Genomic DNA, 25,750 nt, shown 5'->3' with positions numbered 1-25,750 from the left:
GAAGGAACACAGCGGGAAGGCGTTACCTGTAGTTGCGGTGCAGGTTCTCCTTGGTTGAAGCGCCCGGCGAGGCATCGCCGATCCATGGGCCGGTTCCTTCGGACTGGTCCAGGACACCGGCTTCCAACCAGGCGTAATCGCCGGCGAGGACCTTGCGCGAAAGGTCGTGGTCGCCGTCGTCAGTATTCCTCCACAGCTGATCGAAGTATTCGTCCACGCGCACCCGCGCCTGTTCGCAGAACGCCTCAGCCAGCTCGTACGCTGTGGCGCCTTGTTCGGGATGGGTCCGGAGCAGCATCTCCGCCCGCGCACAGCTGGCTGCCATGGCGAACAGTTCAGCGCCGATGTCCACGATCCTGCCCAGGAACGCCTGCTTGTGCTCAAGTTTGGCCTGCCACCTGCCCATGCCGTAGAAGGTTTGCCGGGCCAGTCGCCGCGACGACCTCTCCACAAACCGAAGCTGCTTGCCTAAGCGCCCGAACTCCGCATAGGACCTGGGATCCATGCCAGCGCCAGCTACGAGTTTGGGGAGCCAGCGAGCGTAGAAGCCCGAGGCCCCGACGGCGGCCCTCGCCTTGTCCTGCAGGCTCGCATCCGCTGAGGCGAGGTCTCCCGCGGCGGCAAGGTGTGCGTCCACGGCCTCGCGAGCGATGAGGAGTTTCATGATCTCGCTGGAGCCCTCGAAGATCCGGTTAATGCGAAGGTCGCGGAGAAGTTGCTCAGCCGGGACTGCGCGTTCGCCCCGGGCTTCCAGTGAGTCGGCCGTTTCGAAGCCCCGGCCGCCGCGGATCTGCACCAGTTCGTCTGCGATCCGACAGCTCAGTTCCGTAGACCACAGTTTGGCCAGGGCGGCCTCGATCCGGATGTCTTTCAACCCGGCGTCGGCCATCTCGGCGGACAGTTCAAACACGGCCTCCAACGCGAAAGTGGTTGCGGCGATGAATGCGATCTTCTTGCCCACGGCCTCGTGTTTGCCCACGGGACGGCCCCACTGCGTCCTGGCGTTGGACCATTCGCGGGAAATTTTCAGGCTCCACTTCCCGGCGGCAACGCAGAGGCCGGGTATGGAAAGCCGTCCAGTGTTCAACGTGGTGAGGGCAATCTTGAGGCCTTGGCCTTCGCGGCCCAGCCGGTTGGCGGCGGGAACCCGGACCTGGTGGAAGCGGGTCACGCCGTTCTCGATCCCGCGCAGGCCCATGAATGCGTTGCGGTTTTCCACAGTGATGCCGGGGGAGTCCATCTCCACAACGAATGCGGAGATGCCGCCCTTGTGCTCGGTGCCGTCGGCATCGCTGTGTGAAGGCACCCTGGCCATCACCACCACGAGTTCGGCGATCACACCGTTGGTGGTCCACAGTTTCACGCCGTCCAAAAGGTAAGAGGCGCCGTCGTCGGACAGTACGGCAGTGGCGCCCATGCGCGCGGGGTCACTGCCGACGTCGGGCTCTGTCAGGAGGAAGGCTGTAATGGCGCCGGCTGCGCAACGCGGTAGGTATTCCTGCTTCTGCTCTGATGTGCCGAATTCCTTCACGGGCTCCGGAACCCCGATGGATTGGTGGGCGGAAATCAGGGCGCCCAGGCTCGGATGAACCGACCCAAGAAGTGCAAGTGCGCGGCCGTAATAGACCAAGGACAAGCCCAATCCGCCATATTCCCGCGGTATTTTCATGCCGAAAACACCCAGGTCCGCGAGCCCTTTCAGGTATTCGTCCGGAATTTTGGCGTCGCGCTCGATCACGCGGCCGGACATGGTTTTGGCGAAGGCGAGGAGTTCGGCCATGAACTCCTCGCCCCGCTGAACATCGTCTGTTTTGGCTTGCGGCCAAGGGTGGATCAAACTGAGGTCGAAGCTACCCAGATAGAGGCCCTTGGCGAAGCTGGGCCGGTTCCATTCTGTTTCGCGCGCGGCTTCGGCGACGGCGCGCGCTTCCTCTGCGGTGGCGTTGACGCTTGCGGCGGCGAGACTGTTGTCAGTGGCGGACGTCATGGGATAACTCCTCTAGCCGGTGTTGCCGGATGGAGCCAGGGTCCGCCTTAGGTGCGAACCTTCAGCTGTCCCTCAATGCTACCCGCGAGTAGCTACCCGTGCTAGGGGAAACCTGCGGCTGGAATTCCGCCGGAATTTCCACCTGTCCGGCGTGGTGGACCACTCGGTCCCACGCAAAGTTAATGCCGTGGACCAGGCCACCCAGCACCGCCTTAACGGAATACCAGGCAATGCCCATTGCTCCGATGAGAATAATTGTTGCCATTGCTGCGGCGGCGATAAAAGCCACCAGAATTGCAGCGAAGACCAGCGTTCCAATGAATACGTAAGTGGCTGTTTCAAGCGCAGTGAAGTCGAAATCCATGGTTCCCCCCGGGGCGACGGTGCGTGGGTTGACGCGGCGTGGCTGCGTCGATGATCTGACACTAGGGGCGGGGGTACTTTCCGGCTAGTGCAGAAGCGCGCCGTGGCAGCGTTGATATGGGATCGAAACCATACCGCACGGTAGGTTACGGAATGGTTGCGGCGGGCAAGCTTCCGGCGGGCACGACGACGGCTCGTGAGGCGCGCTCGACGGCACCTTCGCCCTGCCGGTGGCCCGCGCGACGCTCTGCGTTAACCTTGTACGGGGCAGTTTTCGCTGCCAGCCAGGTTTCGCAGCAGCTGAAGGAGAGTAGTTGTCCCGTTCAGCCATGTCCTCGGCCGATGCCATTAGCGCGCGGCTCCGTGACCTCGAACAGTTGACCAGGGGCCCCGCGTGGGCCCTGACACGGTCGGCGCCGTGGGTGATCGCGGTGCTGCAAGCATCCTTCACCCGCACCCGGCCGCAGCTTCCTCTGGAAGAGTTCCATGCCGACGTCGACGCTTTCCTGGAGCAGCTCCGCAGGCAGGACCCGGCGCTGGGCGGCCAGCAGAACGGCAAGCTCTTTGGCGACGAATGGACCCGGAAACAGTTCCTGACCCGGCGCAACCAATCAGGTCAGATCGTTTACGAAGTCACCGAACCCGCGGCTCGTGTGCTTGCGTTCCTGGACAGCCTCTCCAGCGAGCGTTCCACCCTGAACGGTTCCCGGCTGGGCACGCTGCTGGGCGACGTGGAGAAGCTCGCCAACGAGACCAACCCTGACCAGAGCGCACGACTGGAAGCCCTCGAAGAGGAAATCCAGGAGCGCCAACAACTGGTGGAAGACATCAGTTCCGGCGAGTTCGACGGGCTCCTGGATGATGAGGAAGCCGTTGAAGCGGCCGGCAACATCCTTGACCTCGCGGCCAGCCTGCCTGCCGACTACAAGAAAATGCGTGACCGCATCGAAGAACTGGTGGGAGAGCTCCGCAACCAGATCATCGAAGAATCCCTGAGCAAGGGCGCCACCATGGCCCAGGTTCTGGAAGCCGACAAGCGCCTGCGGCAGAGCCCGGAAGGCCGTACCTTCCGCTCATTCACCGCTTTCCTGGAGGATCCGCAGCAGCAGTTGCGGTTCCGCTCGGCGATCGGCGAGGTACTGAGCCGGCAATTCGCGGACGACCTCAGCCACGAGGACCGCGAAACGCTGAAAAACCTGGTTGCCGAACTGCGCACCCAGCACAGCCAGATCCAGCGCATCTACGGCAAGCTTTCCGAAAGCCTGAACACTTACATCCAGAGCGACGACGTCCGGCAATCAGTCAGCCTGCGCAAGGTGCTGGCCGAAGCCGAACAAGCCATCCGATCCATGCCCTACGAACGTGACCGCCCCGGCCTGGTCCGCGGGCCCGTGCTGTTCAACGCCGGGTTCGAGTCGTTGGCCATGGTCAAACTTTTCGACCCCGACGAATTTGCCACACCCCCGCGCCTGGCCGATCCCATCGCCTTCAGCGACTCGGACCGGGTGCGGTCAGCGCGCACCGGAAAAGCAAAACCCGCGGTGGTTCGGGCAGCCATGGCCGGTGCAGCCACGCTGGGCGACGCCTGGGAAAACCTGCCCGCCGAAGAACGGCACATCAACACTGTGCGAACCCTGCTGTCCATGGCGCTGCAAACGGGCGCCGCCTTCGACAGGGCCGCGTGGGAACACATCGACTTCGAACAAATCGACGGCAGCATCCGCACGGCGTACTTGCCTGTCGTCTCGCTGAATGAGGATTCTGATGACTGAGGAAATCACGACGACGGACGTCACCGAAGCGGAACAAGTCACCGAAGCGGTGGCTGAAGTCGGTGTCGAGGCTGAGCCGGCTCCCGAGGTCAGCCACGCGGATCCGTTCCGCATTACTCCGCGGGACACCTTCGTGGACGGCGCCGCGCTCTTCCCCGGCGACACTGGTGTGCTGCCCATGAAGGTGCGGCATGCACTGGTGAAACTGCTGAAGGGGCCCTACATCGACGGTGGCCGCGACGAGAAACTGTGGACCACGCTGCTGGACAACCAACTGATCCTCCGCAGCCGCCTCTCCGAGCTGTTCCTCACCCTCCAGCTCGATCACGACCGCAAAATCGCGGTCCTTCGCCCCGTGGACCCGGAAGTCATCGGCGCCAGCTCCCGCTCCAGCATCCTCAGGCAGCAGCGCGCCCTGAGCCGCGTGGAAACCATTGTGTTGCTGCGACTACGCCTCTTGCTGGACCGCCACGTCACAGCCCAAACAGACCCGACCATCACCCGCGAAGAAATCTCCGACCTCGTCGCCAACTACACACCCGCGGGCCAACAAGACGCCCTCCGCGACTCCGACGTGGTCACCCGCACCATCACCAAACTCCTGGCACGCCAACTCATCCTCCCCACCCCGCTGGACGACACGTACACCATCAGCAACGCCCTCCCTCTGGCCCTCCCGTTCGAAAACATCGGCGACATCCCGGCCCAAATAGAGGCCCTGATAGCAGTAGCAGCTGACGAATCCGGAACAGAACCGTTGCTGGATCTCGACTCCTCCGACTCCAACCAACCCAACCCCTCAGGTGATGACGTGGACGACGACCCTGAAGGTGACGACCGCGCTGACGTAAGCACCGCCGCGGACGCAACCACGACTGACGGGACACAGAAGTGACCATCGCAAGCATGCTCCCGCTCGGCGAGCTCACGAACCCCGGCCAGATGCGCCTCGCGTTGGTGCAGGTGGTCAACTGGGGCACGTTCCATGGAGCCCACACCATGCACGTGGACCGCAGGGGAACCCTCCTGACCGGTAACTCGGGCGTGGGTAAGTCGACTCTCTTTGATGCGATGCTCCGCGTTTTTGATGCCCGCCCGCGCTCCAACGAGGCCGCTGCCCAGCGTTCCGGCGGTGCTGTGGAGGACAAGAGGACCACGTTCACGTACATGCGCGGCAAGGTTGGTGATAAGGCGGTCGGAGACAGCTCGGCGAGTGCCTTCCAGCGTCCGGGCGCCACGTGGTCCGCCGTCGCGTTGACGTTTGATAATGCGGCCGGCACGAAGGTGACGGTGTCGGCGCTGTTCGACTTGCCGAAGAATGGCACGGAGTCGAGTGTCGGGCGTTTTTATGTGATCGACAGCAAGCCGTTGGACCTTGAAGCGATCGAGGGGATTGCGCAGAAGCGGTTCACCAAGGGCGCGCTGGAGTCGATCTTCCCGGACGGGCAGGTCTTCGATGTGCACAAGGCGTTCGCGGAGCGCTTCCGTCGCTTGCTCGGGATCAACTCGGACCAGGCACTTCCTTTGCTTCGCGTGATCCAGGCCGGTAAGGGCTTGGGCGGCAGCGTGAATACGTTCTTCCGCGATCAGGTGCTCGACGCTCCGGCCACGTTGGCTGCCGCTGATGATGTGGTGGAAGAGTTCAGCAACCTGATGTCCATCCGGCAGAGGTTGGAAGACGTTCGGCAGCAGCGTGACCAGTTGGCTCCGGTTCCCGGGTTGAACAAGGAGTACGCGCAGGCGTTGCTGGACGCGAACCGCCTCCGGGAGCTGGCCGGGGAGGAATTTGAGGCCTACAAGCAGCAGCTTGCGGTCACAGTCCACGCCAAGACGCTGGCCCGTTTCAAGGAGTTGGCCCAGTCCAAGGCCCAGGAATTGGCGGCTGAGCGCACTGTGCGGGACGCCTTGTCCAAAGACCTCCGTGACCTTGAACTGGATTACAACAACCGCGGCGGCAATGCGATTTCGGCGATTGAGCAGTCGTTGGAGAACGCCAAGGTTGGCCTGAAGCTGCGCCAGCAGGTTGAGGATTCGGCCAAGAAGGCGTTGGCCGACGCCGGACTTAACCTTGAATGGTCGGCCGAGGGCTGGGATCAGGCGCATGAGCAGGCAGCTGCCCGCTCGGCCGAGTTGAAGGACGATTCGGAAGCGCTCAAGGAGCTTCGTTTCGAGGCGTTCGACGGCCATGCCACGAGGAAACGAGAGCTTGCGGCGGCTCAGCAGGAGCTGTTGTCGTTGCGATCGCGCAAGTCCCTGCTGCCGCCGTCGAGTATTGAAAACCGCGCCGCCATCGCAGCCGCAACAGGCGTCCCGGAAGAGCGGATGCCGTTTGGCGGTGAGCTGATCGACCTCGCCGAAGGGCAGGATCAGTGGCGTCCCGCTGCCGAACGGGCGTTGCGCAACCTCGCTACCACTTTGCTGGTTCCCGGCGAGCACTTCGCGGCGGTCACCCGTTACTTGAACGACAACACCGTCCGGGGCGCGCTGCGCGCTGTTGATGTTTCCAAGCCACTCGCCGGCGGTGCGCTGGCTGTGGAGGACGTGTCCGACGGCGATCTCTTGACTAAGTTGAGCATCCTTACCTCGGGTGCCAATGCCGACGCCGGTGAGTGGATCCGCGAGCGGATCGCCTTGGACTTCGCCTACCCGTGTGTCGAGGATCCGGATGAGCTTGCCTCGATGGACAAGGGCCTGAGCCTGGGTGGCGTGGTCAAACGCAACAGGCACACTGTGGAGAAGGACGACCGGTTCACGAGCCGGCAGGATTACGTCCTCGGTTTCGACAACGCCTCCAAGCTTGAACTGGTCGCCGCGCGAGTGGGGGAGCTGGAAAACGAGCTCGTCAAGGCCGCGGAACTTGCACAAAGCCGCGAGGATTCGCACCAAGGCATGGCCCGGCAGCTCGAAGCTCTGCGTCGCGTCGCTGAAGACGAACGGCCCTGGGAACAAGTGTCCGCAGCCGTGGCCGCGGACGAACTTGCTCGAATCGAACAACGCCTGACGGATGCTTTGGCCGCGCAGGCGGACCTTGAGCCGTTGCGTGCCAACATCGAAGCCGTGCGCGAAAAGCACCAGTCCTCCACAGGCGCCGCCGCTGTGCTCCAGAGCGAGTACAAAGCGCTGGACCACAAGATGACAACCGCTGACGGCCTGCTCGATGCGGCGAGGCTGAAGCTTGAGCAGACACCGCCGTCGGCTTCCACCGTCACCGCGCTGGAACCGTACTTCGTTGGTGCCGCTGAGGTTTCCGAACTGTACGAACTCGACAACTTGGCCAACAGTGTCCGCAACAAGCTGCTCGACGAGCTGCACGCTGCGGAATCGCGCGGCCAGGCCACAGCCGAACGATTGACCCGTATGTTCGAAGCATTCGTTCGCGACTGGGGAAGCGCCATCAGCGCGGACCACGGAACGTCGATCGGCGCGGCCGGGGACTTCGAATCCCGCTACCACGCGATCGTGAGTGACGGCCTACCCGCCCAAGAGGCCGAGTTCCGGTTGTTCTTCAACCAGCGCACGCACGAGTCGTTCAGCACGCTCCTGCATTTGCTGGATGAGGAGCGCCGCAGCATCACCAGCCGCATCCTGCCGCTCAACGGCATCCTGTCCCAGGTGAACTTCCATGAGGGCAGCTTCCTGGAACTGGACATCAAGCAGACGCTCCCGGCCACGGCCAAGCAGTTCAAGGATGCGATCCAAAACGCCCTGAAGGCGAAGCACACCAGGCCCTCGCGTGCCGCCGCCGCTGGTTCAACGGCAGAAATCGACGACGACGCCGAGCTCACTGCACGCTATAAATCGTTGGAGACCCTGGTGAAGCGGCTCGGATCCCAGACGCCGGAGGATCGGCGCTGGCGGGCTGAGGTGCTGGACGTCCGCGGGCACCTGTTCATTCAGTGCAAGGAACACCGCGAGGTAGCCCCGAAATCGGGCAAAGCCGGTGGCTCCGGCAAAGCAGGCAAGAAGAAGACCGATGTCTTCATGCACGCCGATACCGGGTCCATGTCCGGCGGTGAGCGCCAGCGTTTCACGGCGTTCATCATGGCCGCTGCGCTGAGCTACCAGTTGGGCATCGCCGAGCAAGGATTCACCACTTACGGCACGGTGATGATGGACGAGGCGTTCGTGCTGGCTTCCGAAGAATTCGCCGGCGCCGGCATCAAAGCACTTCACGAGTTCGGGTTCCAGTTGCTGCTGGCCGCTCCGGAGAACGTCATTGACCTGTCGAGGCACCTTGGCTCCGTCACTGAAATCCTCCGGGACAAGCGCACCAACCGCTCGGGAGTGCTCACGGCTCCAGTCATTGCCGGGCCAGGCGAGCCCGGGGCGTGGCGGTCGGAGGCAAACCCCGTGGACATCGTCCTGCGGTAGGGTCCGTGGCACCCAACTGACTGGCAGTAGTGGTTGTTCTGAGCCCTCATAACAACCACTACTGCCAGCTACATTGGCCTACTTGGCGCGGACGCGGTCCAGGAACTGTTCGGTCCTGGACTCCAGTCCTGCGATGTGTCGAACGACGACGGCGGCCGGGTCCGGGTTGATCTCGTTGACGGGTGGTTCCTTGCGCACGTTGGCGCTGCAGCCGAACTCGGCGCAGATCAGTGTCCCCACTGTGTTCCCGTCCTTGCCGGATTGTCCGGCCTTCTTGGCGACCCACAGGTAAACGTCGTCCTTGGAGAACACGTCGCGGCACAGTTCGCAGAGGACTACGCGCCTCTTCCCGGACCCGCCTTCAGGAGCACGGAGCATGATCCCGGTGAGCTTGCCCCGGTGCGTATACACGATGTAGCCGCGCTGGGGCATTTTCTCGTCGCGCCAACCGAGGAACTCCAAGTTGTCCCAGTCCAGGGAGTCGAAGTCGCGGGGGAGGTTCAGCTTGGAGGCCTCGGAACGACTGGCGTTAATGAAGGACGAACGGATCTGTTGGGCAGTGATTTTCTGCATGGCAAAGCTTCTTTCGGAAATGGTCGACGTCCGCAGGCTGATGATGGGCGTGCGGGAAATGGCTGAAGGCGTCGGTCATCCGAGGAAGGAAAGCGGCACAGCTTTGAGGCCCTCAATAAGGGACGGGTGCCTGGAAACCTAAAAAGATGCCGACGCGCGGGGGAGTGCCAAGCAGGCCAAAACGGCCACCTCGCCAACCATGGCTGCGGCAACTGGAACAGTGCGCACGCTCATCCCCTCGTCATTATCCAAAGAAGCGGTAGTCCGCTGCCGCCAATACTTTCAAAACTTTCGGGCAGATGTCCACTGAGAGAGGGTCCGGCTGAAGGGCGTGGGATGTGAGAGAGGGTCCGGCTGAAGGGCGTGGGATGTGAGCGAGGGTGTGACCTGCGTCATGCTGGACGGTTATCCGCCCCAGTGGGAGGATTACGTGACGCAAACGTTTCTTAATTATCGGCAGGCTAGGCTAGCCTTACTTAGGTTCGCATCACTTACTTAAGGAGTCCCGTGGCTTCCCTTCTCCCACGCCGCGCCCTGCTCAAAACAGCAGGAACCGCGACGGCCGCCCTGGCCGCCGTCGCTCTTTCCCTCACTGGCTGCTCCACCGGCCCCTCCACCTCGGCTCCAGCCTCTTCCGAGGCAGCATCCGCGGCTTTCCCCGTGACCATCAAGAATGTTTTTGGTGAGACCACCATCAAGGAACAGCCCAAGCGCGTAGTTACCGTCTCGTGGGTCAATGATGACGTCGCGATCGCCTTGGGCGTTGTCCCCGTTGGTGTTCCGAAGAACGAGTGGGGCAACAACGACAAGGGCTCAACACCTTGGAAGGACGCAGCACTGGAGAAGCTCGGCGCCGGTTTTGGCACCGACAAGGCTCCGGTCCAGTTCTCCGAGGCTGACGGCATCAACTTCACCGAGATCGCAAAGCTCAGCCCGGACGTTATCCTGGCCGCATACTCGGGCCTGGAAGAGGCTGATTACAAGAAGCTCAGCGAAATCGCCCCCGTTGTGGCACAGCCGGAGCTCGCTTTTGGTACGCCGTGGCAGGAAAGCACCACCATCATCGGCAAGGCCCTCGGCAAGGAAGCCGAGGCCAAGAAACTGATCGAGGACACCGAGGCCACCATCCAGGACAAGGTCTCCAAGTACCCGCAGATCAAGGACAAGACCTTCATCTACGGCAACCTCGATCCAGTGACGCCTGCTTCCACCGGCTTCTACACGGCCATCGACAACCGCCCGCGCTTCCTCTCCGAAATCGGCATGAAGCTCGCTCCCGTGGTTACGCAGAACACCAAGACGTCCACGGACTTCTTCATCCCGTGGTCCGCTGAGAAGGCCAACGAGCTCGATTCCGATGTCTTCATCACCTGGGTCGCGGACACTGCCACCGCCGACACCATCAAGGCTGACCCGCTCTTCAGCCAGATTCCTGCCGTCAAGAAGGGCTCCTTCATCGCTGACACGAACTCGAGCCTTACCTTGTCGCTCTCCGCTTCATCGCCGCTGAGCCTGCCGTGGGCATTGGACACGTTCCTGCCGCAGCTGGGCGCAGCAGCAGACGCAGCCGGCAAGTAACTGCAATGAAACTGAGTACGACGACGGCAGTCCAGGGGCGGGGCAACGGCACTTCGGTGTCGGCTGGCCCGGGAGGCGTCACCCCTGGCGCCATGGGAACCGGAAGGGGAACCGGTTCCCGAGGCACGGCAGGCAAGCGCACCGCTTGGCTGCTGGCCGCCGTCGTCGTACTCGCAGCAGTTTGCGTCGCATCCCTGGCGGTCGGCGCACGGGGGCTGCCCCTTAGTACCGTTTGGGAAGCACTCACCAACTTCAATCCGGCAGATGGTAACCACGCGGTGGTCATCGCCCGGATTCCCCGCACCGTGCTGGGTCTGCTCGCCGGCGCCGCACTAGGCTTGGCGGGCGCAGCAATGCAGGGCGTGGCCCGTAACCCACTGGCCGATCCCGGCATCCTGGGACTCAATGCCGGTGCTGCCCTTGCTGTCGTCGTGGGGATCTACGTTTTCGGCATCGGCTCGCTGTCCGGCTACATCTGGTTCGCTTTCATCGGCGCCGCAGCGGCCGCCGTCGTGGTTTATGCCATCGCATCCAGGGGACGCGACGGTGCGACGCCGGTCAAGCTCGCCTTGGCGGGTGCGGCCCTGAGCGCCGGCCTGTTCTCCCTGATGAACGTCATCCTGGTCTCCAGCCAGGACACCTTTGACCGTTTCCGGTTCTGGCAGGTGGGCACCGTTGGCGGACGTGACTGGTCCGTCCTCCTACCCGCGCTGCCGTTCCTCGCAGTCGGGGCCGTGATTGTCCTGGCCGGCGGTCGCATTTTGAACAGCCTGGCCCTGGGCGACGACATTGCCCGCGGCCTCGGCCAAAACGTCACCCTGGCCCGCAGCATCACCGGGCTGGGAATCGTGCTGCTCTGTGGATCCGCCACTGCCGTGGCCGGACCCATCGCCTTCCTCGGCTTGGTCATTCCCCACGCTGTCCGCTCGCTGACCGGGCCGGACTACCGCTGGATCCTGCCGTTCTCCGCCGTTGCGGCCCCCATCCTGCTGATTACCGCCGACATCATCGGCCGCGTGATCCTTCTCCCGGGCGAAGTCCCTGCAGGCATCATGACCGCGATCATTGGGGCCCCGGTCTTCGTCTGGCTCATCCGCCGCGGAAAGGGGGCTGGACTGTGACGACTGTTCACAAACTCCCCACCGAGTTGGCACTTAATGCCAATGATGCGGGCAAACATGGTCATCAATTGTCACTTCGGCGCGTGCTGAGCCCAACGTTTTTCCTCGGGCTCGCCGTCATCGTCATGTTCGCGGTCTACGTGCTCCTGGGCAGTTACACCGTGACCATCCCGGACTTCTTGACCATCGTCATCAACCACCTGACCGGCGGCGAGAAAATCCCCGGCGCCAGCTTCATCGTGATGGAACACAAGCTGCCCCGGGCAGTCGTTGGAACCATGATCGGCATCGCCTTCGGCCTGGCCGGCGCCCTGTTCCAGACCATGCTGCGCAACCCGCTGGCCAGCCCGGACATCATCGGCATCAGCTACGGCGCCAGCGCGGCGGCCGTAACGGCAATCGTGATCTTCGGTGCCTCCGGAGCGGTAGTTTCCTGGGCCGCCCTTGGCGGAGCGCTCGGCGTCGCTGCCATCATCTACGCGATCTCCCGCAGCGGCTCGGGCGCGGGCGGAGGCAGCCGGGGCAACGCCGCAGGCAACCGCCTGATCCTTGCAGGCGTTGGCATCGCTGCTGCACTTCACGCAGTGGTCAACTTCCTTATGACCCGTGCGGACATCCGCACCGCAGCCGACGCCCTCATCTGGCTCAACGGCTCCCTGAACTCCTCCAACTGGGAGCGCGCAGGCGTCCTCGGAGTCTCCTTGCTGGTCCTGCTCCCCGCCGTCATTGCCCTCGCCGGCCCGCTGCGCATCCTCGAACTCGGAGACGACGCAGCCGCGGGCCTTGGCATCAAGGTCAACGCCGCCCGGCTGGGACTGGTGCTGACCGCCGTCGGGCTTGCCGCCGTCGCAACTGCTGCCGCCGGTCCGGTGGCGTTCGTTGCTTTCCTCGCCGGCCCGATTGCCCGCCGCATCGTCCGCAAACCCAGCCTCCCGGCGTCGGCCCTCACCGGTGCGCTGATCGTGCTGATGGCCGACTTCTTCGCCTCCAACATCGCCCCCGTCATCCTCGACGGAACCGTCCTCCCGGTCGGCGTCATCACCGGCGCCCTCGGTGCACCCTTCCTGCTGTGGCTGCTGGTCACGTCGAACCGAAAGGAAGCCTGACATGGCCATCCTTAATGCCCAGGACCTGACGCTCCAATACGAGGCACGCAAGGTTGTGGAGGGACTCTCCACCGAGATCCCCGAAGGCAAAGTGACCATGATCGTGGGCGCCAACGCCTGCGGCAAGTCCACCCTGCTGCGCGGTCTTTCGCGGCTGCTCAAGCCCGCCCGCGGCACGGTGACCTTGGACGGCAAAGACATCCACACCCGGCCCGCCCGCGAACTCGCCCGGACACTCGGCCTCCTGCCGCAGCACCCCACCGCTCCTGACGGCATCACCGTCCGGGACCTCGTAGGCCGCGGCCGCTACCCCCACCAAGGCTTCTTCCGCAGCTGGAGCGCAGCCGACGACGCCGCAGTGCAGCGCGCGCTCGACGCCACCGCCACGCTTGAACTCGCTGAGCGGAGCATCGACGAACTGTCAGGCGGGCAACGCCAACGGGTCTGGATCGCCATGGCTCTGGCACAGGAAACCGACGTCCTGCTGTTGGACGAACCCACCACATACCTTGACCTGGCACATCAGGTGGAAGTCCTGGACCTGATCACGGACCTCAACCGAAGCCGCGGCACCACGGTGGCGATCGTGCTCCACGACCTCAACCTCGCCGCACGCTACGCAGACCATGTCATCGCCATGAAAGGCGGGTGCATCGTGGCCGAAGGTCCGGCGCCGGTGGTGGTCACAGAGGAACTGGTCTTCAACGTTTTCGGCCTGGAATCCCGAGTGGTTCCGGACCCCATCTCAGGCACACCGCTCATCGTCCCCATCGGACGCCACCACGCACGCCCCGCTTCAACCAACGAACTGGAGATCGCCTCATGAGTGCACAACCAACACAGGCCAAAGCAAGTGCCGCCGTGGAGCCCATGACCCTCGCCTTCGACGTCACAGTGACGGCCGTGCAGGAGCTCAGCCCCAACTTCCGCCGGATCACGTTTGGTGGCTACTCACTGCGAGACTTCGGCGTTGCAGGGGACACTTTGGACCTCCGCGTGAAGCTGATGATCCCGTCCTTCGACGCCTCCGGCCAGCAGATCCCGCTGCCTCCGTTCAAGATGGAAGAAGCCGGTTGGTACCAGGAATGGTTGGCCATGGACCCGTCCGTCCGTGGTGACATGCGCACCTACACCGTGCGCTCTGAGCGTCTCGACGCCGTCTACCCCGAGATCGACATCGACTTCGTCATGCACTTCGACGACGCCGGCCACGGTGGACCCGCCGCCAACTGGGCCAAAGCAGCCAAGCCCGGCGACGCCCTGACCATCATCGGCCCCAACAACCGCGCAGCCCAGTGCACCACGGCCGGTGCCTACGGCGGTATCGAATGGCGTCCGGGCCTCGCCCAGCGCATACTCCTGGCCGGCGACGAAACCGCCGTCCCCGCCATCAGCGCCATCCTCGAAAGCCTCCCCGCCGACATGACCGGGCACGCCTTCCTTGAGGTACCAGAAGCCGGCGACTTCCAAGACATCTCCACCGAAGCCGACATCGAAATCACCTGGCTCGCACGCGGAGCTGCCATCGGACGCTCCCGTCCCCACGGCGAACTCCTCAAAGAAGCCGTAACCAAGGCAGTTCCTGTGCCCGGCTGGGTAGGCATCAAGGGCGACGGGACCGCCGCCGGACCCGAACCCGAAGACGTCAACGTGGACCAGGACATCCTCTGGGAAACCCCGCAGCGCATGGACACCGCAGCCATCGAAGCCAGCAAAAACCCCACCCTTCCCGCCGGCGCCCTGCCGTTCTACGCGTGGATCGCCGGAGAAGCGTTCGTGATCAAGGAAATGCGGCGGTACCTGGTGCGGGACGTTGGTATTGACCGCAAGCAGGTTGCGTTCATGGGTTACTGGCGACGAGGCAAAGCGGAGGGCTAAGCCCTTCCCGCTGAGTCGCCGCAGTTTGATGGCCGGGTGGCGCCCATCCTCGGCGTGCTGCTCCTTCGTCGCTTTGACGCACGCTGCCGGATGCCCGCCACCCGGCCTTCCGACGCTCTCGCACTTCCCTCGGGTTTGGTGCGGACGCTCTCTCACTTCCCTCGGGTTTGGTGCGGACGCTCTCTCACTTCCCGTTTTGCTTGTTCACTTTGGGTTGGCTCCGGTGTAACCGGGGGCGGGTAGCGTCGTTGGGGTGCGGGAGGAATTCGGGGGCGGGAGTAAAGCACGACGGCGGTATGTCGCCATCGGTGATTCCTTCACCGAAGGCGTGGGGGACCCGAGCAAGGTCCTGCCGAACGGGGTCCGCGGATGGGCCGACCGGGTTGCCGAAAAGTTGGCCAAAGCCCAGCCGGGCTGGGAATACGCCAACCTGGCAGTGCGCAGCAAGAGGCTCCGGCACGTCATCGACGAACAACTCGAGCCCGCCATGGCCATGGAACCAACGCTCATTACGCTCTACGCAGGCGGTAACGACATCCTCGATTTCGGTACCGATATGGATGCTCTCCTCAAAGACTACGAATTGCTCGTCGCGCGCCTGAGCGAAACCGGGGCAACCTTGGTCCTGTTTACCGGGTTCGACGTGAAGGTGTCGGCCGTCTTGGAACCCTTCAAGAAACGCAACACCCTCTACAACCAGAGAGTCCGCGACATCGCCGCCAAATATGGCGCAATCCTGGTGGACTACTGGTGCTTCGATGCCTATAAGGACTCCCGGATGTGGGCACCGGACCGGCTCCACATGTCCAAGGCGGGCCACAAGTACTTGGCCGCCCAGGTGCTGGACCACCTCAACGTCCCGCACAAGATCTCCCCGAAGGAATGGGACCCGCCCACGCGCATGTCCATGCGCGAATGGGAGCGCCGGCAGCGCCGCTGGGTCAACGACTGGGTGGTCCCGCTGTTCGGACGCAAACTTCGCGGTGTCACGCTGGGGGATTCCATCAGCCCGCGCTGGCCGGAACCCGTGAAAGTTCCACGCAAGGGTGGCCTGAAAAAGCTCATGGAGGACCGGGAGACAACGCAGTGAAACACCAGATCCGGTTCGTGGCGCTTGGCGACTCCTTCACTGAGGGCGTCGGCGACAACGATCTCCGGCTCCCCAACAACTGCCGGGGCTGGGCGGACCGGGTGGCCGAAGAACTGGCAAGGGACAACCACACCACCCGATACGCCAACCTGGCCATTCGCGGGCGGCGTCTCCACCGGATCATTGATGAACAAATCGAGCCGGCCCTCGCCATGAATCCCACGCTGGTCAGTTTCTACGCAGGCGGGAACGACCTCCTCATGGCAAAACTAAACATGAACAAGCTCATCAGGGACTACGAGGATGCCGTGCGGGGCCTCAAAGCCAGCGGAGCCACGGTCCTGCTCTTCACCGGTTACAACGTTCCGCTGTCTCCCCTGCTGGAACCACTCAAAGTGCGTACTGCCATCTACAACCGCCAGATTCGGCGTATTGCAGCGACGTATCAGACGCTGCTGGTGGACTATTGGTGCTTTGAGAAGTTCCAGGACCCGCGACTCTGGGCACCCGATCGCCTGCACATGTCCAGTCCCGGGCACAGCTATATGGCTAAGAAAGTCCTTGAAGTCCTCGGGGCTCCGCACTCGCTCCAATCACCAACGCTCGCCGCGCCCCGTCCGCGGACCCGCGCCGAAAACATCGCCGACGACGTCGCCTGGCTGAGGCGCGACGTCGGACCCTGGCTTTCGCGTCGGTTGCGCGGCGTCTCGAGCGGCGACCGTCTGGGGGCGCGCTGGCCGGAGCTCATGCCGGTGGTGCTGCCGGAACGGCTGGGAACAAGCCGCGCAGTTCAGCTATCGAGCAGGTTTTCGTAACCCTCGGCCACGCTGGTAGCCGTGAATTCGATGATCTCGAACTCCGCTACGCCATTGCTGTAGAACGGGTCCTTGGCCAGCGAGGCATCCAACGTGGCCCGGTCCACTTTGGACAGCAGCACGCCTCCCGTGGCTGGGACGCGACGTCCGGACGCAAGGAAGATGCCGCCGTCGAACGCGTCCTTAAGCCAGGCCATGTGGCCCGGGCGGTGGAAATCGACAATTTCGTCGGGAACTTTGTAGGTCAATGAGACGACAAACATGCCGCCAGCCTATCGCCTGAGCCGGGGCCGCGACCTAAGGAAGTAGCGAATTCTCATAAGATGGAGGCATGACTCAACCCCGCTGGCTGAATGCCGACGAACGCCGTGCTTGGCTGGCCCTGCTGAGCATCAACACCTTGCTCCCCTCGGCGTTGGACACCCAGCTTCAGTCGGCCGGCAAACTGTCCCTGTTCGACTACAACGTACTCGCTATGCTCTCCGAAACCGAGGGCCGGTACCTCCCCATGAGTGAGCTCGCTGCGCGCACAAGTGCCTCCTTGTCGCGCCTTTCCCACGTGGTCACCAAACTGCAGAAGCGCGGCTGGGTGGAAAGGCAGGCGCACCCCGGCGACGCCCGCGTGACCGTTGCCCACCTGACGGACGCCGGCATGTCCACCATCGTGTCCCTCGCCCCGGGCCACGTGGAATCCGTGCGCACCTTGATGCTCGATTCGCTCAGTCCCGAGGACGTAGCCGACCTTGCGCGCATCGGCGAAAAAATCGTTGCCCGTTTGGACAACAACCACTGGATCCTGCGCGACTCCTAGCCCGCCCGTCGCGGGCTTTGTGGCCTCGAGTGTTGAAGTGGCAGACTGGCGGCATGGATTTTTCTGCCCGCTATGTTGCCCTTGGGGACTCGTTTACTGAGGGTGTCGGAGACGACGATCCCGCCCGCCCCAACGGCGTCCGGGGTTGGGCCGACATCGTCGCGGGGCAACTCGCGCACAGCAACGCGGACTTTGGCTACGCCAACCTGGCCATCCGAGGCCGGAAGCTCCGGCAGATCATGGCTGAGCAGGTCGATGCCGCCGTCGCCATGAATCCAACCCTGGTCACGCTGTACGCGGGGGCGAACGACATCCTGCGGCCCAAGATCGATATTGACTCGCTTTTGGAGGAGTACGACGCCGGCATAGCCAAGTTGAGCGCGTCGGGAGCCACCGTGGTCCTGTTCACCGGCTTTGATGCGAAGGGCTCGAAGGTTTTCAGCGCCATGCGCGGCCGCACGGCGATCTACAACGAACTGGTGCGCGAAATCGCCGAAAACCACGGTGCCCTGCTGGTGGACTATTGGCGGTTCGACGAGTACGACGACTGGCGCCTCTGGGGTGAGGATCGCATGCATATGTCCACAGCGGGCCACGTCAATATGGCGAAGCGCGTCTTGGATGTCCTTGAGCACGAGCATGTCATTGAGATTCCTGAACTGGCGCCGGTCCGTCTGATGAATCGTGTTGAAGCATTGAAAGCCAACGCACGATGGTTCCGGGAATCCGCGGCACCCTGGGTGGCCCGCCGTGTGCGGGGCGTCTCTTCCGGCGACGGTTTGAGCCCGAAATATCCTGAACTGATCCGCCCCCTTTAGATACGTTCCGCCACACTCATCCGGGCTGTCCTGCTTGTGGGCTTCTTGGGCGTATGATGCCGGATTGGTCTTAATTTGGCCTGGCCCGTAGAATAGTTAGGCGCTAGGTAGTGCGGATCGTGTGCAATTGCTCCGGTTAGTGGTGACTGTTGGTTTTACTGACATCCCGGTGGCCGGTAGTTAGGGGCTCAAGTTGCGTGCATTCCTGTATTCGCCCGGTATCCCAGGATCTGTTCCAGTGATTTTCACTGCCCGGTCCTGAGGCCAACCTTCTTCGCCGCACTTGCTGCGGAAACCATCGAAATGGTCTGGACCCGGATGCGGACGCTGCCTGTCGCACGGCAACGCAGGAACATCTGCACGCCGTTACATTCAATCTTTGGAGGAGAGTCATGGCAGCACACTGCCAAGTGACCGGAGCCGAGCCGGGCTTTGGACACAGCATTTCGCACTCGCACCGTCGCAACAAGCGTCGGTTCGACCCGAACATTCAGAAGAAGCGCTACTGGGTTCCGTCCCTGCGCCGTAACGTCACGCTGACCCTGTCAGCCCGTGGCATCAAGACAATCGACGTACGCGGCATCGACTCAGTCGTCGCCGACATCCTGGCACGAGGAGTAAAGCTCTAATGGCAAAGGACAAGGACGTACGTCCGATCATCAAGCTGAAGTCCACCGCGGGCACCGGTTACACCTACGTAACCCGCAAGAACCGTCGTAACGATCCTGACCGTCTGGTCTTGAAGAAGTACGACCCCAAGATCCGCCAGCACGTCGAATTCCGAGAGGAGCGCTAAACACATGGCAAAGAAGTCCAAGATTGCTCGCAACGAGCAGCGCAAGGTCATTGTTGAGCGTTACGCTGCCAAGCGTCTCGAACTGAAGAAGACCCTGGTTGACCCCAACGCGACTGACGAAGCACGCGAAGCTGCACGCCTCGGCCTGCAGAAGCTGCCCCGCAACGCCTCCCCGATCCGTCTGCGTAACCGCGACCAGATCGACGGCCGTCCCCGCGGCACGCTCCAGAAGTTCGGTATCTCCCGTGTTCGCTTCCGCGACATGGCTCACCGTGGTGAGCTCCCGGGCATCACCAAGTCTTCCTGGTAATCACGAAGCTCTGAGAGGGTCGGCAACCGTTATGGTTGCCGGCCCTTTTTGCGTTTAAGCGTGCTTACTCTTGCCGGCGTTGGGTGGTGTGGCTGGATGGTGGGCTGGTGTGGACGGCGCGGAAGCGGTGGTTGGCGCGGAGGGTGTGGTTGGTGCGGAGGCGGTGGTTGGCGCGGAGGGTGTGGTTGGCGCGGAGGCGGTGGTCATCCTCGGCGCGCTCGCTCCTTCGTCGCTTGGACGCGCGCTGCCGGATAACCGCCGCCACCTTCCGTCGCTCTCTCACATCCCTCGGGTTTGCAGCCGACGCTCTCTCACATCCCTCGGGTTTGGGGGTGTCGCTCTCTCACATCCCTCGGGTTTGGAGCCGTCGCTCTCTCACATCCCTCGGGTTTGGGGGTGTCGCTCTCTCAGGTCCCTCGGGTTTGGAGCCGTCGCTCTCTCACATCCCTCGGGTTTGGGCTGGTGCTCGACGGCGGTGGTCGGGTTGGGACGGCGGCCGTGTGGCTGGTGGATGGTTGGGCTTTGTGACGGGCTTCACTGAGGTTGTTTTTCTCGGGTTTTTACTGGTTTGGGGTCTTGATGAGTGTGTTGGGCCCGTGTTTGCGGGGTTTTGGGGTCGGTTTGCGGGTGATTTGTGCCGGGGCCCGTGGGCGTGTAATGTCTTCTGAGTCGCCGCGAGTGAGACAGCCTGGAGCTGAGAGCCGCGGAGGCCAACCCCCTTGATGACAGCCTGAAAAATGGCACGCTTTTGAGCGTGCTTGTGACGGGTGGGGCCGAGACCTGGATCGGGAATCGCGGAAACGTTGATTTGCAAAGATTTGGTTGATCGGGTAAGTTTGAAAAGTTGCTCCGGAGCGATCCAGCTGAGGCTGGTGGTACTGCTTTGGATTAGCGACCTGTTGTTTGAGAACTCAATAGTGTGCCAAGTTTGTTGATACCGATTGTTTTATCAATTGGTTGAATTTATGCCGGATTGTCATGCACCCCCGTGTGTGGTGGTCTGGTTTTCAGCTGGTTTCGAATTTTGTGCAGCCGTGTTCGCCGTTATTTCCGGTGGGTGTGGTTGTGTCTGTTTGATTTGTTTTTCTTCAACGGAGAGTTTGATCCTGGCTCAGGATGAACGCTGGCGGCGTGCTTAACACATGCAAGTCGAACGATGATCCCTGGCTTGCTGGGGGGATTAGTGGCGAACGGGTGAGTAACACGTGAGTAACCTGCCCTTGACTCTGGGATAAGCCTGGGAAACTGGGTCTAATACCGGATACGACCATCTGGCGCATGTCATGGTGGTGGAAAGCTTTTGTGGTTTTGGATGGACTCGCGGCCTATCAGCTTGTTGGTGGGGTAATGGCCTACCAAGGCGACGACGGGTAGCCGGCCTGAGAGGGTGACCGGCCACACTGGGACTGAGACACGGCCCAGACTCCTACGGGAGGCAGCAGTGGGGAATATTGCACAATGGGCGCAAGCCTGATGCAGCGACGCCGCGTGAGGGATGACGGCCTTCGGGTTGTAAACCTCTTTCAGTAGGGAAGAAGCGAAAGTGACGGTACCTGCAGAAGAAGCGCCGGCTAACTACGTGCCAGCAGCCGCGGTAATACGTAGGGCGCAAGCGTTATCCGGAATTATTGGGCGTAAAGAGCTCGTAGGCGGTTTGTCGCGTCTGCTGTGAAAGACCGGGGCTCAACTCCGGTTCTGCAGTGGGTACGGGCAGACTAGAGTGCAGTAGGGGAGACTGGAATTCCTGGTGTAGCGGTGAAATGCGCAGATATCAGGAGGAACACCGATGGCGAAGGCAGGTCTCTGGGCTGTAACTGACGCTGAGGAGCGAAAGCATGGGGAGCGAACAGGATTAGATACCCTGGTAGTCCATGCCGTAAACGTTGGGCACTAGGTGTGGGGGACATTCCACGTTTTCCGCGCCGTAGCTAACGCATTAAGTGCCCCGCCTGGGGAGTACGGCCGCAAGGCTAAAACTCAAAGGAATTGACGGGGGCCCGCACAAGCGGCGGAGCATGCGGATTAATTCGATGCAACGCGAAGAACCTTACCAAGGCTTGACATGAACCGGAAAGACCTGGAAACAGGTGCCCCGCTTGCGGTCGGTTTACAGGTGGTGCATGGTTGTCGTCAGCTCGTGTCGTGAGATGTTGGGTTAAGTCCCGCAACGAGCGCAACCCTCGTTCTATGTTGCCAGCGCGTTATGGCGGGGACTCATAGGAGACTGCCGGGGTCAACATCGGAGGAAGGTGGGGACGACGTCAAATCATCATGCCCCTTATGTCTTGGGCTTCACGCATGCTACAATGGCCGGTACAAAGGGTTGCGATACTGTGAGGTGGAGCTAATCCCAAAAAGCCGGTCTCAGTTCGGATTGGGGTCTGCAACTCGACCCCATGAAGTCGGAGTCGCTAGTAATCGCAGATCAGCAACGCTGCGGTGAATACGTTCCCGGGCCTTGTACACACCGCCCGTCAAGTCACGAAAGTTGGTAACACCCGAAGCCGGTGGCCTAACCCTTGTGGGGGGAGCCGTCGAAGGTGGGACCGGCGATTGGGACTAAGTCGTAACAAGGTAGCCGTACCGGAAGGTGCGGCTGGATCACCTCCTTTCTAAGGAGCTGCTAACAACTGGTTGCTGCGCCTGCATGGGTGTGGTGGTGGTTGTCAGTGTTGCCCATTGCGCAGGCGTCTGTTCTGCGGTGGGTGCTCATGGGTGGAATATCAACGAATCAAACTTGTTTGGCATGGCCTTCACCGGTTGTGTCCTGGTGCCAGTACGGCAACCTGTGCCCCTTGTGGGTGTGGTGTTGTTTGGAACGCTGCCGGGGTGCGGGTGTGTGGGGTTGTGTTTGGCGCACTGTTGGGTCCTGAGGCAACAGGACCTTTTTGCAGCAATGCATGGGGGCATCTTCTGGTGTTTCTTTTGTTCCTGCTTCCGGTAGCACTGTTCATCGTGCACGGCCCCGCTGTGGTGTGGGTTGTGGTGGGTGGTGGTCTGGTTGACGGGGTTGTTGTTTGAGAACTACATAGTGGACGCGAGCATCTAGAACACACACGTGGCTGATCCCTTTTTTGGGGTTGGTGTGTGTGTTCTTACAGCAATTTCTTATGAATGAACCTGGCCCTTGTGGTCATGGTTCTCTCGAATAGATGATGCATGATCGGATGAGAGTCCGGTCTGTGTGTGGTCAAGTTTTTAAGGGCACACGGTGGATGCCTTGGCATTAGGAGCCGAAGAAGGACGTAGGAATCTGCGATAAGCCTGGGGGAGTTGATAACCGAGCGTTGATCCCAGGATGTCCGAATGGGGAAACCCCGCACAACGCTGCAAGGTGATTGTGTGACCCGCATCTGAACACATAGGGTGCGTGGGGGGAACGCGGGGAAGTGAAACATCTCAGTACCCGCAGGAAGAGAAAACAATAGTGATTCCGTTAGTAGTGGCGAGCGAACGCGGATCAGGCTAAACCGTTTCCATGTGTGATAGCCGGCGGGCGTTGCATGGGCGGGGTTGTGGGACTTTCCGTTCTGGTTCTGCCGGACCAGTGAGGTGAGGTGCAGGCATAGGTGAACGGTCTTGAAAGGCCGGCCAGAGAGGGTGTGAGCCCCGTAACCGTAATGTTGTGCACGGCCTGGGGAGTATCCCAAGTAGCACGGGGCCCGAGAAATCCCGTGCGAATCTGTCAGGACCACCTGATAAGCCTAAATACTTCCTAATGACCGATAGCGGACCAGTACCGTGAGGGAAAGGTGAAAAGTACCCCGGGAGGGGAGTGAAACAGTACCTGAAACCGTGTGCTTACAATCCGTCGGAGCCAGTCTGATTCTGGTGACGGCGTGCCTTTTGAAGAATGAGCCTGCGAGTTAGTGTTACGTCGCGAGGTTAACCCGTGTGGGGTAGCCGTAGCGAAAGCGAGTCTGAATAGGGCGAGTGTAGTGGCGTGATCTAGACCCGAAGCGGAGTGATCTACCCATGGCCAGGTTGAAGCGACGGTAAGACGTCGTGGAGGACCGAACCCACTTCAGTTGAAAATGGAGGGGATGAGCTGTGGGTAGGGGTGAAAGGCCAATCAAACTCCGTGATAGCTGGTTCTCCCCGAAATGCATTTAGGTGCAGCGTTGCGTGTTTCTTGCCGGAGGTAGAGCTACTGGATGGCCGATGGGCCCTACAAGGTTACTGACGTCAGCCAAACTCCGAATGCCGGTAAGTCAGAGCGCAGCAGTGAGACTGTGGGGGATAAGCTTCATAGTCGAGAGGGAAACAGCCCAGACCACCAACTAAGGCCCCTAAGCGTGTGCTAAGTGGGAAAGGATGTGGAGTTGCGAAGACAACCAGGAGGTTGGCTTAGAAGCAGCCATCCTTGAAAGAGTGCGTAATAGCTCACTGGTCAAGTGATTCCGCGCCGACAATGTAGCGGGGCTCAAGTACACCGCCGAAGTTGTGGATTTCACATAATGCCCTAGCCTTCGTGGTTCAGGGGTGTGGAGTGGTAGGGGAGCGTCGTGTGGGCAGTGAAGTCGCGGTGGAAACCAGCGGTGGAGCCTACACGAGTGAGAATGCAGGCATGAGTAGCGAAAGACGGGTGAGAAACCCGTCCGCCGAATGATCAAGGGTTCCAGGGTCAAGCTAATCTGCCCTGGGTAAGTCGGGACCTAAGGCGAGGCCGACAGGCGTAGTCGATGGACAACGGGTTGATATTCCCGTACCGGCGAAAAACCGCCCATGCCAAGCGGGGGATACTAACCGCCCGGAGCCTGCCCGCTCACCCTTGTGGTGTTGTGGGTTTTGGCCGAGCGCGGGACCTGATCCCGGGAGGTAAGCGTATTAACAGGTGTGACGCAGGAAGGTAGCCGGGCCGGGCGATGGTTGCCCCGGTCTAAGGATGTAGGGTCAGGGATAGGCAAATCCGTTCCTGTGTGCTTCGAGCACGATCCTGAGATCTGATGGGACCCCCGTTCGGGGGGATCCGGTGATCCTATGCTGCCAAGAAAAGCATCGACGCGAGGTTTTAGCCGCCCGTACCCCAAACCGACACAGGTGATCAGGTAGAGAATACCAAGGCGATCGAGAGAATTATGGTTAAGGAACTCGGCAAAATGCCCCCGTAACTTCGGGAGAAGGGGGGCCTGCCCCGTGATGGAGACTTGCTCTCCGTGAGCGGGTGTGGGCCGCAGAGACCAGGGGGAAGCGACTGTTTACTAAAAACACAGGTCCGTGCGAAGTCGCAAGACGATGTATACGGACTGACTCCTGCCCGGTGCTGGAAGGTTAAGAGGACCGGTTAGCCCTTACGGGCGAAGCTGAGAATTTAAGCCCCAGTAAACGGCGGTGGTAACTATAACCATCCTAAGGTAGCGAAATTCCTTGTCGGGTAAGTTCCGACCTGCACGAATGGAGTAACGACTTCCCCGCTGTCTCAACCATAAACTCGGCGAAATTGCAGTACGAGTAAAGATGCTCGTTACGCGCAGCAGGACGGAAAGACCCCGAGACCTTTACTATAGTTTGGTATTGGTGTTCGGAGTGGCTTGTGTAGGATAGGTGGGAGACGTTGAAACCCGGACGCCAGTTCGGGTGGAGTCATCGTTGAAATACCACTCTGGTCACTTTGGACATCTAACTTCGGCCCGTGATCCGGGTCAGGGACAGTGCCTGATGGGTAGTTTAACTGGGGCGGTTGCCTCCTAAAAAGTAACGGAGGCGCCCAAAGGTTCCCTCAGCCTGGTTGGCAATCAGGTGTCGAGTGTAAGTGCACAAGGGAGCTTGACTGTGAGAGAGACATCTCAAGCAGGGACGAAAGTCGGGACTAGTGATCCGGCGGTACATTGTGGAATGGCCGTCGCTCAACGGATAAAAGGTACCTCGGGGATAACAGGCTGATCTTGCCCAAGAGTCCATATCGACGGCATGGTTTGGCACCTCGATGTCGGCTCGTCGCATCCTGGGGGCTGGAGTAGGTCCCAAGGGTTGGGCTGTTCGCCCATTAAAGCGGTACGCGAGCTGGGTTTAGAACGTCGTGAGACAGTTCGGTCCCTATCCGCTGCGCGCGCAGGAAATTTGAGAAGGGCTGTCCTTAGTACGAGAGGACCGGGACGGACGAACCTCTGGTGTGTCAGTTGTACTGCCAAGTGCATCGCTGATTAGCTACGTTCGGATGGGATAACCGCTGAAAGCATCTAAGCGGGAAGCTCGCTTCAAGATGAGATTTCCATACACATTATGTGTGAGAGGCCCCCAGCCAGACCACTGGGTTGATAGGCCGGATGTGGAAGCGAGGACTAAAGACTCGTGAAGCTGACCGGTACTAATAGGCCAACAACTTACACCACACAACACACTGCACGCGTCCACTATGTGG

At 61.5% G+C, this 25,750-nt stretch carries 20 protein-coding genes and 2 rRNA genes; 17 read left to right on the top strand and 5 right to left on the bottom strand.

Annotation, left to right across the window (positions count from 1 at the left end; genetic code table 11):
- Positions 1-22: 22 nt before the first annotated feature.
- Positions 23-1,987, bottom strand: a complete 1,965-nt coding sequence (locus ARUE_RS19550) for an acyl-CoA dehydrogenase family protein (RefSeq protein WP_011776377.1) — start codon at positions 1,985-1,987, stop codon at positions 23-25.
- A 61-nt stretch (positions 1,988-2,048) separates the two neighbouring features.
- Positions 2,049-2,351, bottom strand: a complete 303-nt coding sequence (locus tag ARUE_RS19545) for a hypothetical protein (protein ID WP_011776376.1) — start codon at positions 2,349-2,351, stop codon at positions 2,049-2,051.
- Positions 2,352-2,664: 313 nt separating this feature from the next.
- Here ARUE_RS19545 and ARUE_RS19540 point away from each other — a divergent pair, with 313 nt between their 5' ends.
- The 3 genes from ARUE_RS19540 to ARUE_RS19530 are packed head-to-tail and all read left to right on the top strand — an operon-like array spanning position 2,665 to position 8,493.
- Entirely contained in the window at positions 2,665-4,122 is a 1,458-nt protein-coding gene (locus ARUE_RS19540) for a DUF3375 family protein (protein ID WP_043470754.1), read from the top strand.
- Positions 4,115-5,017 (top strand): DUF4194 domain-containing protein, encoded by a 903-nt coding sequence (locus ARUE_RS19535; RefSeq protein ID WP_014923003.1) that lies wholly within the window; start codon positions 4,115-4,117, stop codon positions 5,015-5,017. Before ARUE_RS19540 ends, ARUE_RS19535 begins: the two co-directional genes overlap by 8 nt.
- Positions 5,014-8,493, top strand: a complete 3,480-nt coding sequence (locus ARUE_RS19530) for an ATP-binding protein (protein WP_014923002.1) — start codon at positions 5,014-5,016, stop codon at positions 8,491-8,493. The genes ARUE_RS19535 and ARUE_RS19530 overlap by 4 nt, the downstream gene beginning before the upstream one ends.
- A gap of 78 nt (positions 8,494-8,571) precedes the next feature.
- On the opposite strand, the gene ARUE_RS19525 is transcribed toward ARUE_RS19530, so the two are convergent.
- On the bottom strand, positions 8,572-9,066 hold the full coding sequence (locus tag ARUE_RS19525; protein ID WP_014923001.1) for an FBP domain-containing protein: 495 nt from the start codon (positions 9,064-9,066) through the stop codon (positions 8,572-8,574).
- Between the two features lie 507 nt (positions 9,067-9,573).
- On the opposite strand from ARUE_RS19525, the gene ARUE_RS19520 reads away from it, so the two are divergent.
- The 7 genes from ARUE_RS19520 to ARUE_RS19490 all read left to right on the top strand — a co-directional run bounded on the left by ARUE_RS19520 (position 9,574) and on the right by ARUE_RS19490 (position 16,654).
- A complete protein-coding gene (locus tag ARUE_RS19520) occupies positions 9,574-10,644 on the top strand; it encodes an iron-siderophore ABC transporter substrate-binding protein (RefSeq protein WP_011776371.1) in 1,071 nt (356 codons plus the stop codon).
- 5 nt (positions 10,645-10,649) lie between these two features.
- Positions 10,650-11,765 (top strand): FecCD family ABC transporter permease, encoded by a 1,116-nt coding sequence (locus ARUE_RS19515; RefSeq protein ID WP_014922999.1) that lies wholly within the window; start codon positions 10,650-10,652, stop codon positions 11,763-11,765.
- Positions 11,762-12,871 carry a FecCD family ABC transporter permease gene (locus ARUE_RS19510; protein WP_014922998.1) on the top strand — a complete coding sequence of 370 codons (1,110 nt, stop codon included), beginning with the start codon at positions 11,762-11,764 and terminating at the stop codon, positions 12,869-12,871. The genes ARUE_RS19515 and ARUE_RS19510 overlap by 4 nt, the downstream gene beginning before the upstream one ends.
- A gap of 1 nt (position 12,872) precedes the next feature.
- On the top strand, positions 12,873-13,697 hold the full coding sequence (locus tag ARUE_RS19505) for an ABC transporter ATP-binding protein (protein ID WP_014922997.1): 825 nt from the start codon (positions 12,873-12,875) through the stop codon (positions 13,695-13,697).
- Positions 13,694-14,749 carry a siderophore-interacting protein gene (locus tag ARUE_RS19500; RefSeq protein ID WP_011776367.1) on the top strand — a complete coding sequence of 352 codons (1,056 nt, stop codon included), beginning with the start codon at positions 13,694-13,696 and terminating at the stop codon, positions 14,747-14,749. Before ARUE_RS19505 ends, ARUE_RS19500 begins: the two co-directional genes overlap by 4 nt.
- Positions 14,750-15,002: 253 nt before the next feature.
- Positions 15,003-15,839 carry an SGNH/GDSL hydrolase family protein gene (locus ARUE_RS19495; protein ID WP_014922996.1) on the top strand — a complete coding sequence of 279 codons (837 nt, stop codon included), beginning with the start codon at positions 15,003-15,005 and terminating at the stop codon, positions 15,837-15,839.
- On the top strand, positions 15,836-16,654 hold the full coding sequence (locus ARUE_RS19490; protein WP_014922995.1) for an SGNH/GDSL hydrolase family protein: 819 nt from the start codon (positions 15,836-15,838) through the stop codon (positions 16,652-16,654). Before ARUE_RS19495 ends, ARUE_RS19490 begins: the two co-directional genes overlap by 4 nt.
- On the opposite strand, the gene ARUE_RS19485 is transcribed toward ARUE_RS19490, so the two are convergent.
- Entirely contained in the window at positions 16,630-16,917 is a 288-nt protein-coding gene (locus tag ARUE_RS19485; RefSeq protein ID WP_011776364.1) for a YciI family protein, read from the bottom strand. The two genes, ARUE_RS19490 and ARUE_RS19485, sit on opposite strands and share 25 nt — an antisense overlap.
- A 68-nt stretch (positions 16,918-16,985) precedes the next feature.
- On the opposite strand from ARUE_RS19485, the gene ARUE_RS19480 reads away from it, so the two are divergent.
- The 5 genes from ARUE_RS19480 to rpsN all read left to right on the top strand — a co-directional run bounded on the left by ARUE_RS19480 (position 16,986) and on the right by rpsN (position 19,389).
- The gene (locus ARUE_RS19480; RefSeq protein WP_011776363.1) at positions 16,986-17,465 is read left to right on the top strand and encodes a MarR family winged helix-turn-helix transcriptional regulator; all 480 of its coding nucleotides are present in this window, start codon (positions 16,986-16,988) and stop codon (positions 17,463-17,465) included.
- Positions 17,466-17,518: 53 nt separating this feature from the next.
- On the top strand, positions 17,519-18,283 hold the full coding sequence (locus ARUE_RS19475) for an SGNH/GDSL hydrolase family protein (RefSeq protein ID WP_011776362.1): 765 nt from the start codon (positions 17,519-17,521) through the stop codon (positions 18,281-18,283).
- 392 nt (positions 18,284-18,675) lie between these two features.
- Positions 18,676-18,912 (top strand): 50S ribosomal protein L28, encoded by a 237-nt coding sequence (rpmB, locus tag ARUE_RS19470; RefSeq protein WP_011776361.1) that lies wholly within the window; start codon positions 18,676-18,678, stop codon positions 18,910-18,912.
- Positions 18,912-19,079, top strand: coding sequence for a 50S ribosomal protein L33 (gene rpmG, locus ARUE_RS19465; protein WP_003798558.1), 168 nt, complete (start codon positions 18,912-18,914; stop codon positions 19,077-19,079). Before rpmB ends, rpmG begins: the two co-directional genes overlap by 1 nt.
- A 4-nt stretch (positions 19,080-19,083) precedes the next feature.
- Positions 19,084-19,389, top strand: a complete 306-nt coding sequence (gene rpsN, locus ARUE_RS19460; protein WP_011776360.1) for a 30S ribosomal protein S14 — start codon at positions 19,084-19,086, stop codon at positions 19,387-19,389.
- 64 nt (positions 19,390-19,453) lie between these two features.
- Here the strand turns inward: rpsN and ARUE_RS24225 are convergent, their stop codons facing one another.
- Positions 19,454-19,672, bottom strand: coding sequence for a hypothetical protein (locus ARUE_RS24225; protein WP_162486194.1), 219 nt, complete (start codon positions 19,670-19,672; stop codon positions 19,454-19,456).
- Between the two features lie 805 nt (positions 19,673-20,477).
- Between ARUE_RS24225 and ARUE_RS19450 the strand changes: the two genes are divergently transcribed.
- Together ARUE_RS19450 and ARUE_RS19445 are read left to right on the top strand one after the other, a co-directional pair.
- A 16S ribosomal RNA gene (locus tag ARUE_RS19450) occupies positions 20,478-22,001 on the top strand.
- 576 nt (positions 22,002-22,577) lie between these two features.
- A 23S ribosomal RNA gene (locus ARUE_RS19445) occupies positions 22,578-25,721 on the top strand.
- The 16S and 23S rRNA genes sit together here, the layout of an rRNA operon.
- The last annotated feature ends 29 nt before the right edge of the window (positions 25,722-25,750 follow it).

The sequence above is a fragment of the Arthrobacter sp. Rue61a genome (assembly GCF_000294695.2).
In the GTDB taxonomy this organism is placed as follows: Bacteria; Actinomycetota; Actinomycetes; order Actinomycetales; family Micrococcaceae; genus Arthrobacter; species Arthrobacter aurescens_A.
Note: the sequence above shows the minus strand (reverse complement) of the source record. Positions and strands in the feature narration are given on the sequence as shown.

What these genes read in the sequence shown, in the direction of transcription:
- ARUE_RS19550 (WP_011776377.1), bottom strand. Translation starts at nt 1,987, where the DNA reads ATGACGTCCGCCACTGACAACAGTCTCGCCGCCGCAAGCGTCAACGCC.
- ARUE_RS19505 (WP_014922997.1), top strand. Translation starts at nt 12,873, where the DNA reads ATGGCCATCCTTAATGCCCAGGACCTGACGCTCCAATACGAGGCACGC.
- ARUE_RS19475 (WP_011776362.1), top strand. Translation starts at nt 17,519, where the DNA reads ATGGATTTTTCTGCCCGCTATGTTGCCCTTGGGGACTCGTTTACTGAG.
- rpmG (WP_003798558.1), top strand. Translation starts at nt 18,912, where the DNA reads ATGGCAAAGGACAAGGACGTACGTCCGATCATCAAGCTGAAGTCCACC.
- ARUE_RS19515 (WP_014922999.1), top strand. Translation starts at nt 10,650, where the DNA reads ATGAAACTGAGTACGACGACGGCAGTCCAGGGGCGGGGCAACGGCACT.
- ARUE_RS19525 (WP_014923001.1), bottom strand. Translation starts at nt 9,066, where the DNA reads ATGCAGAAAATCACTGCCCAACAGATCCGTTCGTCCTTCATTAACGCC.
- rpsN (WP_011776360.1), top strand. Translation starts at nt 19,084, where the DNA reads ATGGCAAAGAAGTCCAAGATTGCTCGCAACGAGCAGCGCAAGGTCATT.
- ARUE_RS19535 (WP_014923003.1), top strand. Translation starts at nt 4,115, where the DNA reads ATGACTGAGGAAATCACGACGACGGACGTCACCGAAGCGGAACAAGTC.
- rpmB (WP_011776361.1), top strand. Translation starts at nt 18,676, where the DNA reads ATGGCAGCACACTGCCAAGTGACCGGAGCCGAGCCGGGCTTTGGACAC.
- ARUE_RS19500 (WP_011776367.1), top strand. Translation starts at nt 13,694, where the DNA reads ATGAGTGCACAACCAACACAGGCCAAAGCAAGTGCCGCCGTGGAGCCC.
- ARUE_RS19485 (WP_011776364.1), bottom strand. Translation starts at nt 16,917, where the DNA reads ATGTTTGTCGTCTCATTGACCTACAAAGTTCCCGACGAAATTGTCGAT.
- ARUE_RS19480 (WP_011776363.1), top strand. Translation starts at nt 16,986, where the DNA reads ATGACTCAACCCCGCTGGCTGAATGCCGACGAACGCCGTGCTTGGCTG.
- ARUE_RS19545 (WP_011776376.1), bottom strand. Translation starts at nt 2,351, where the DNA reads ATGGATTTCGACTTCACTGCGCTTGAAACAGCCACTTACGTATTCATT.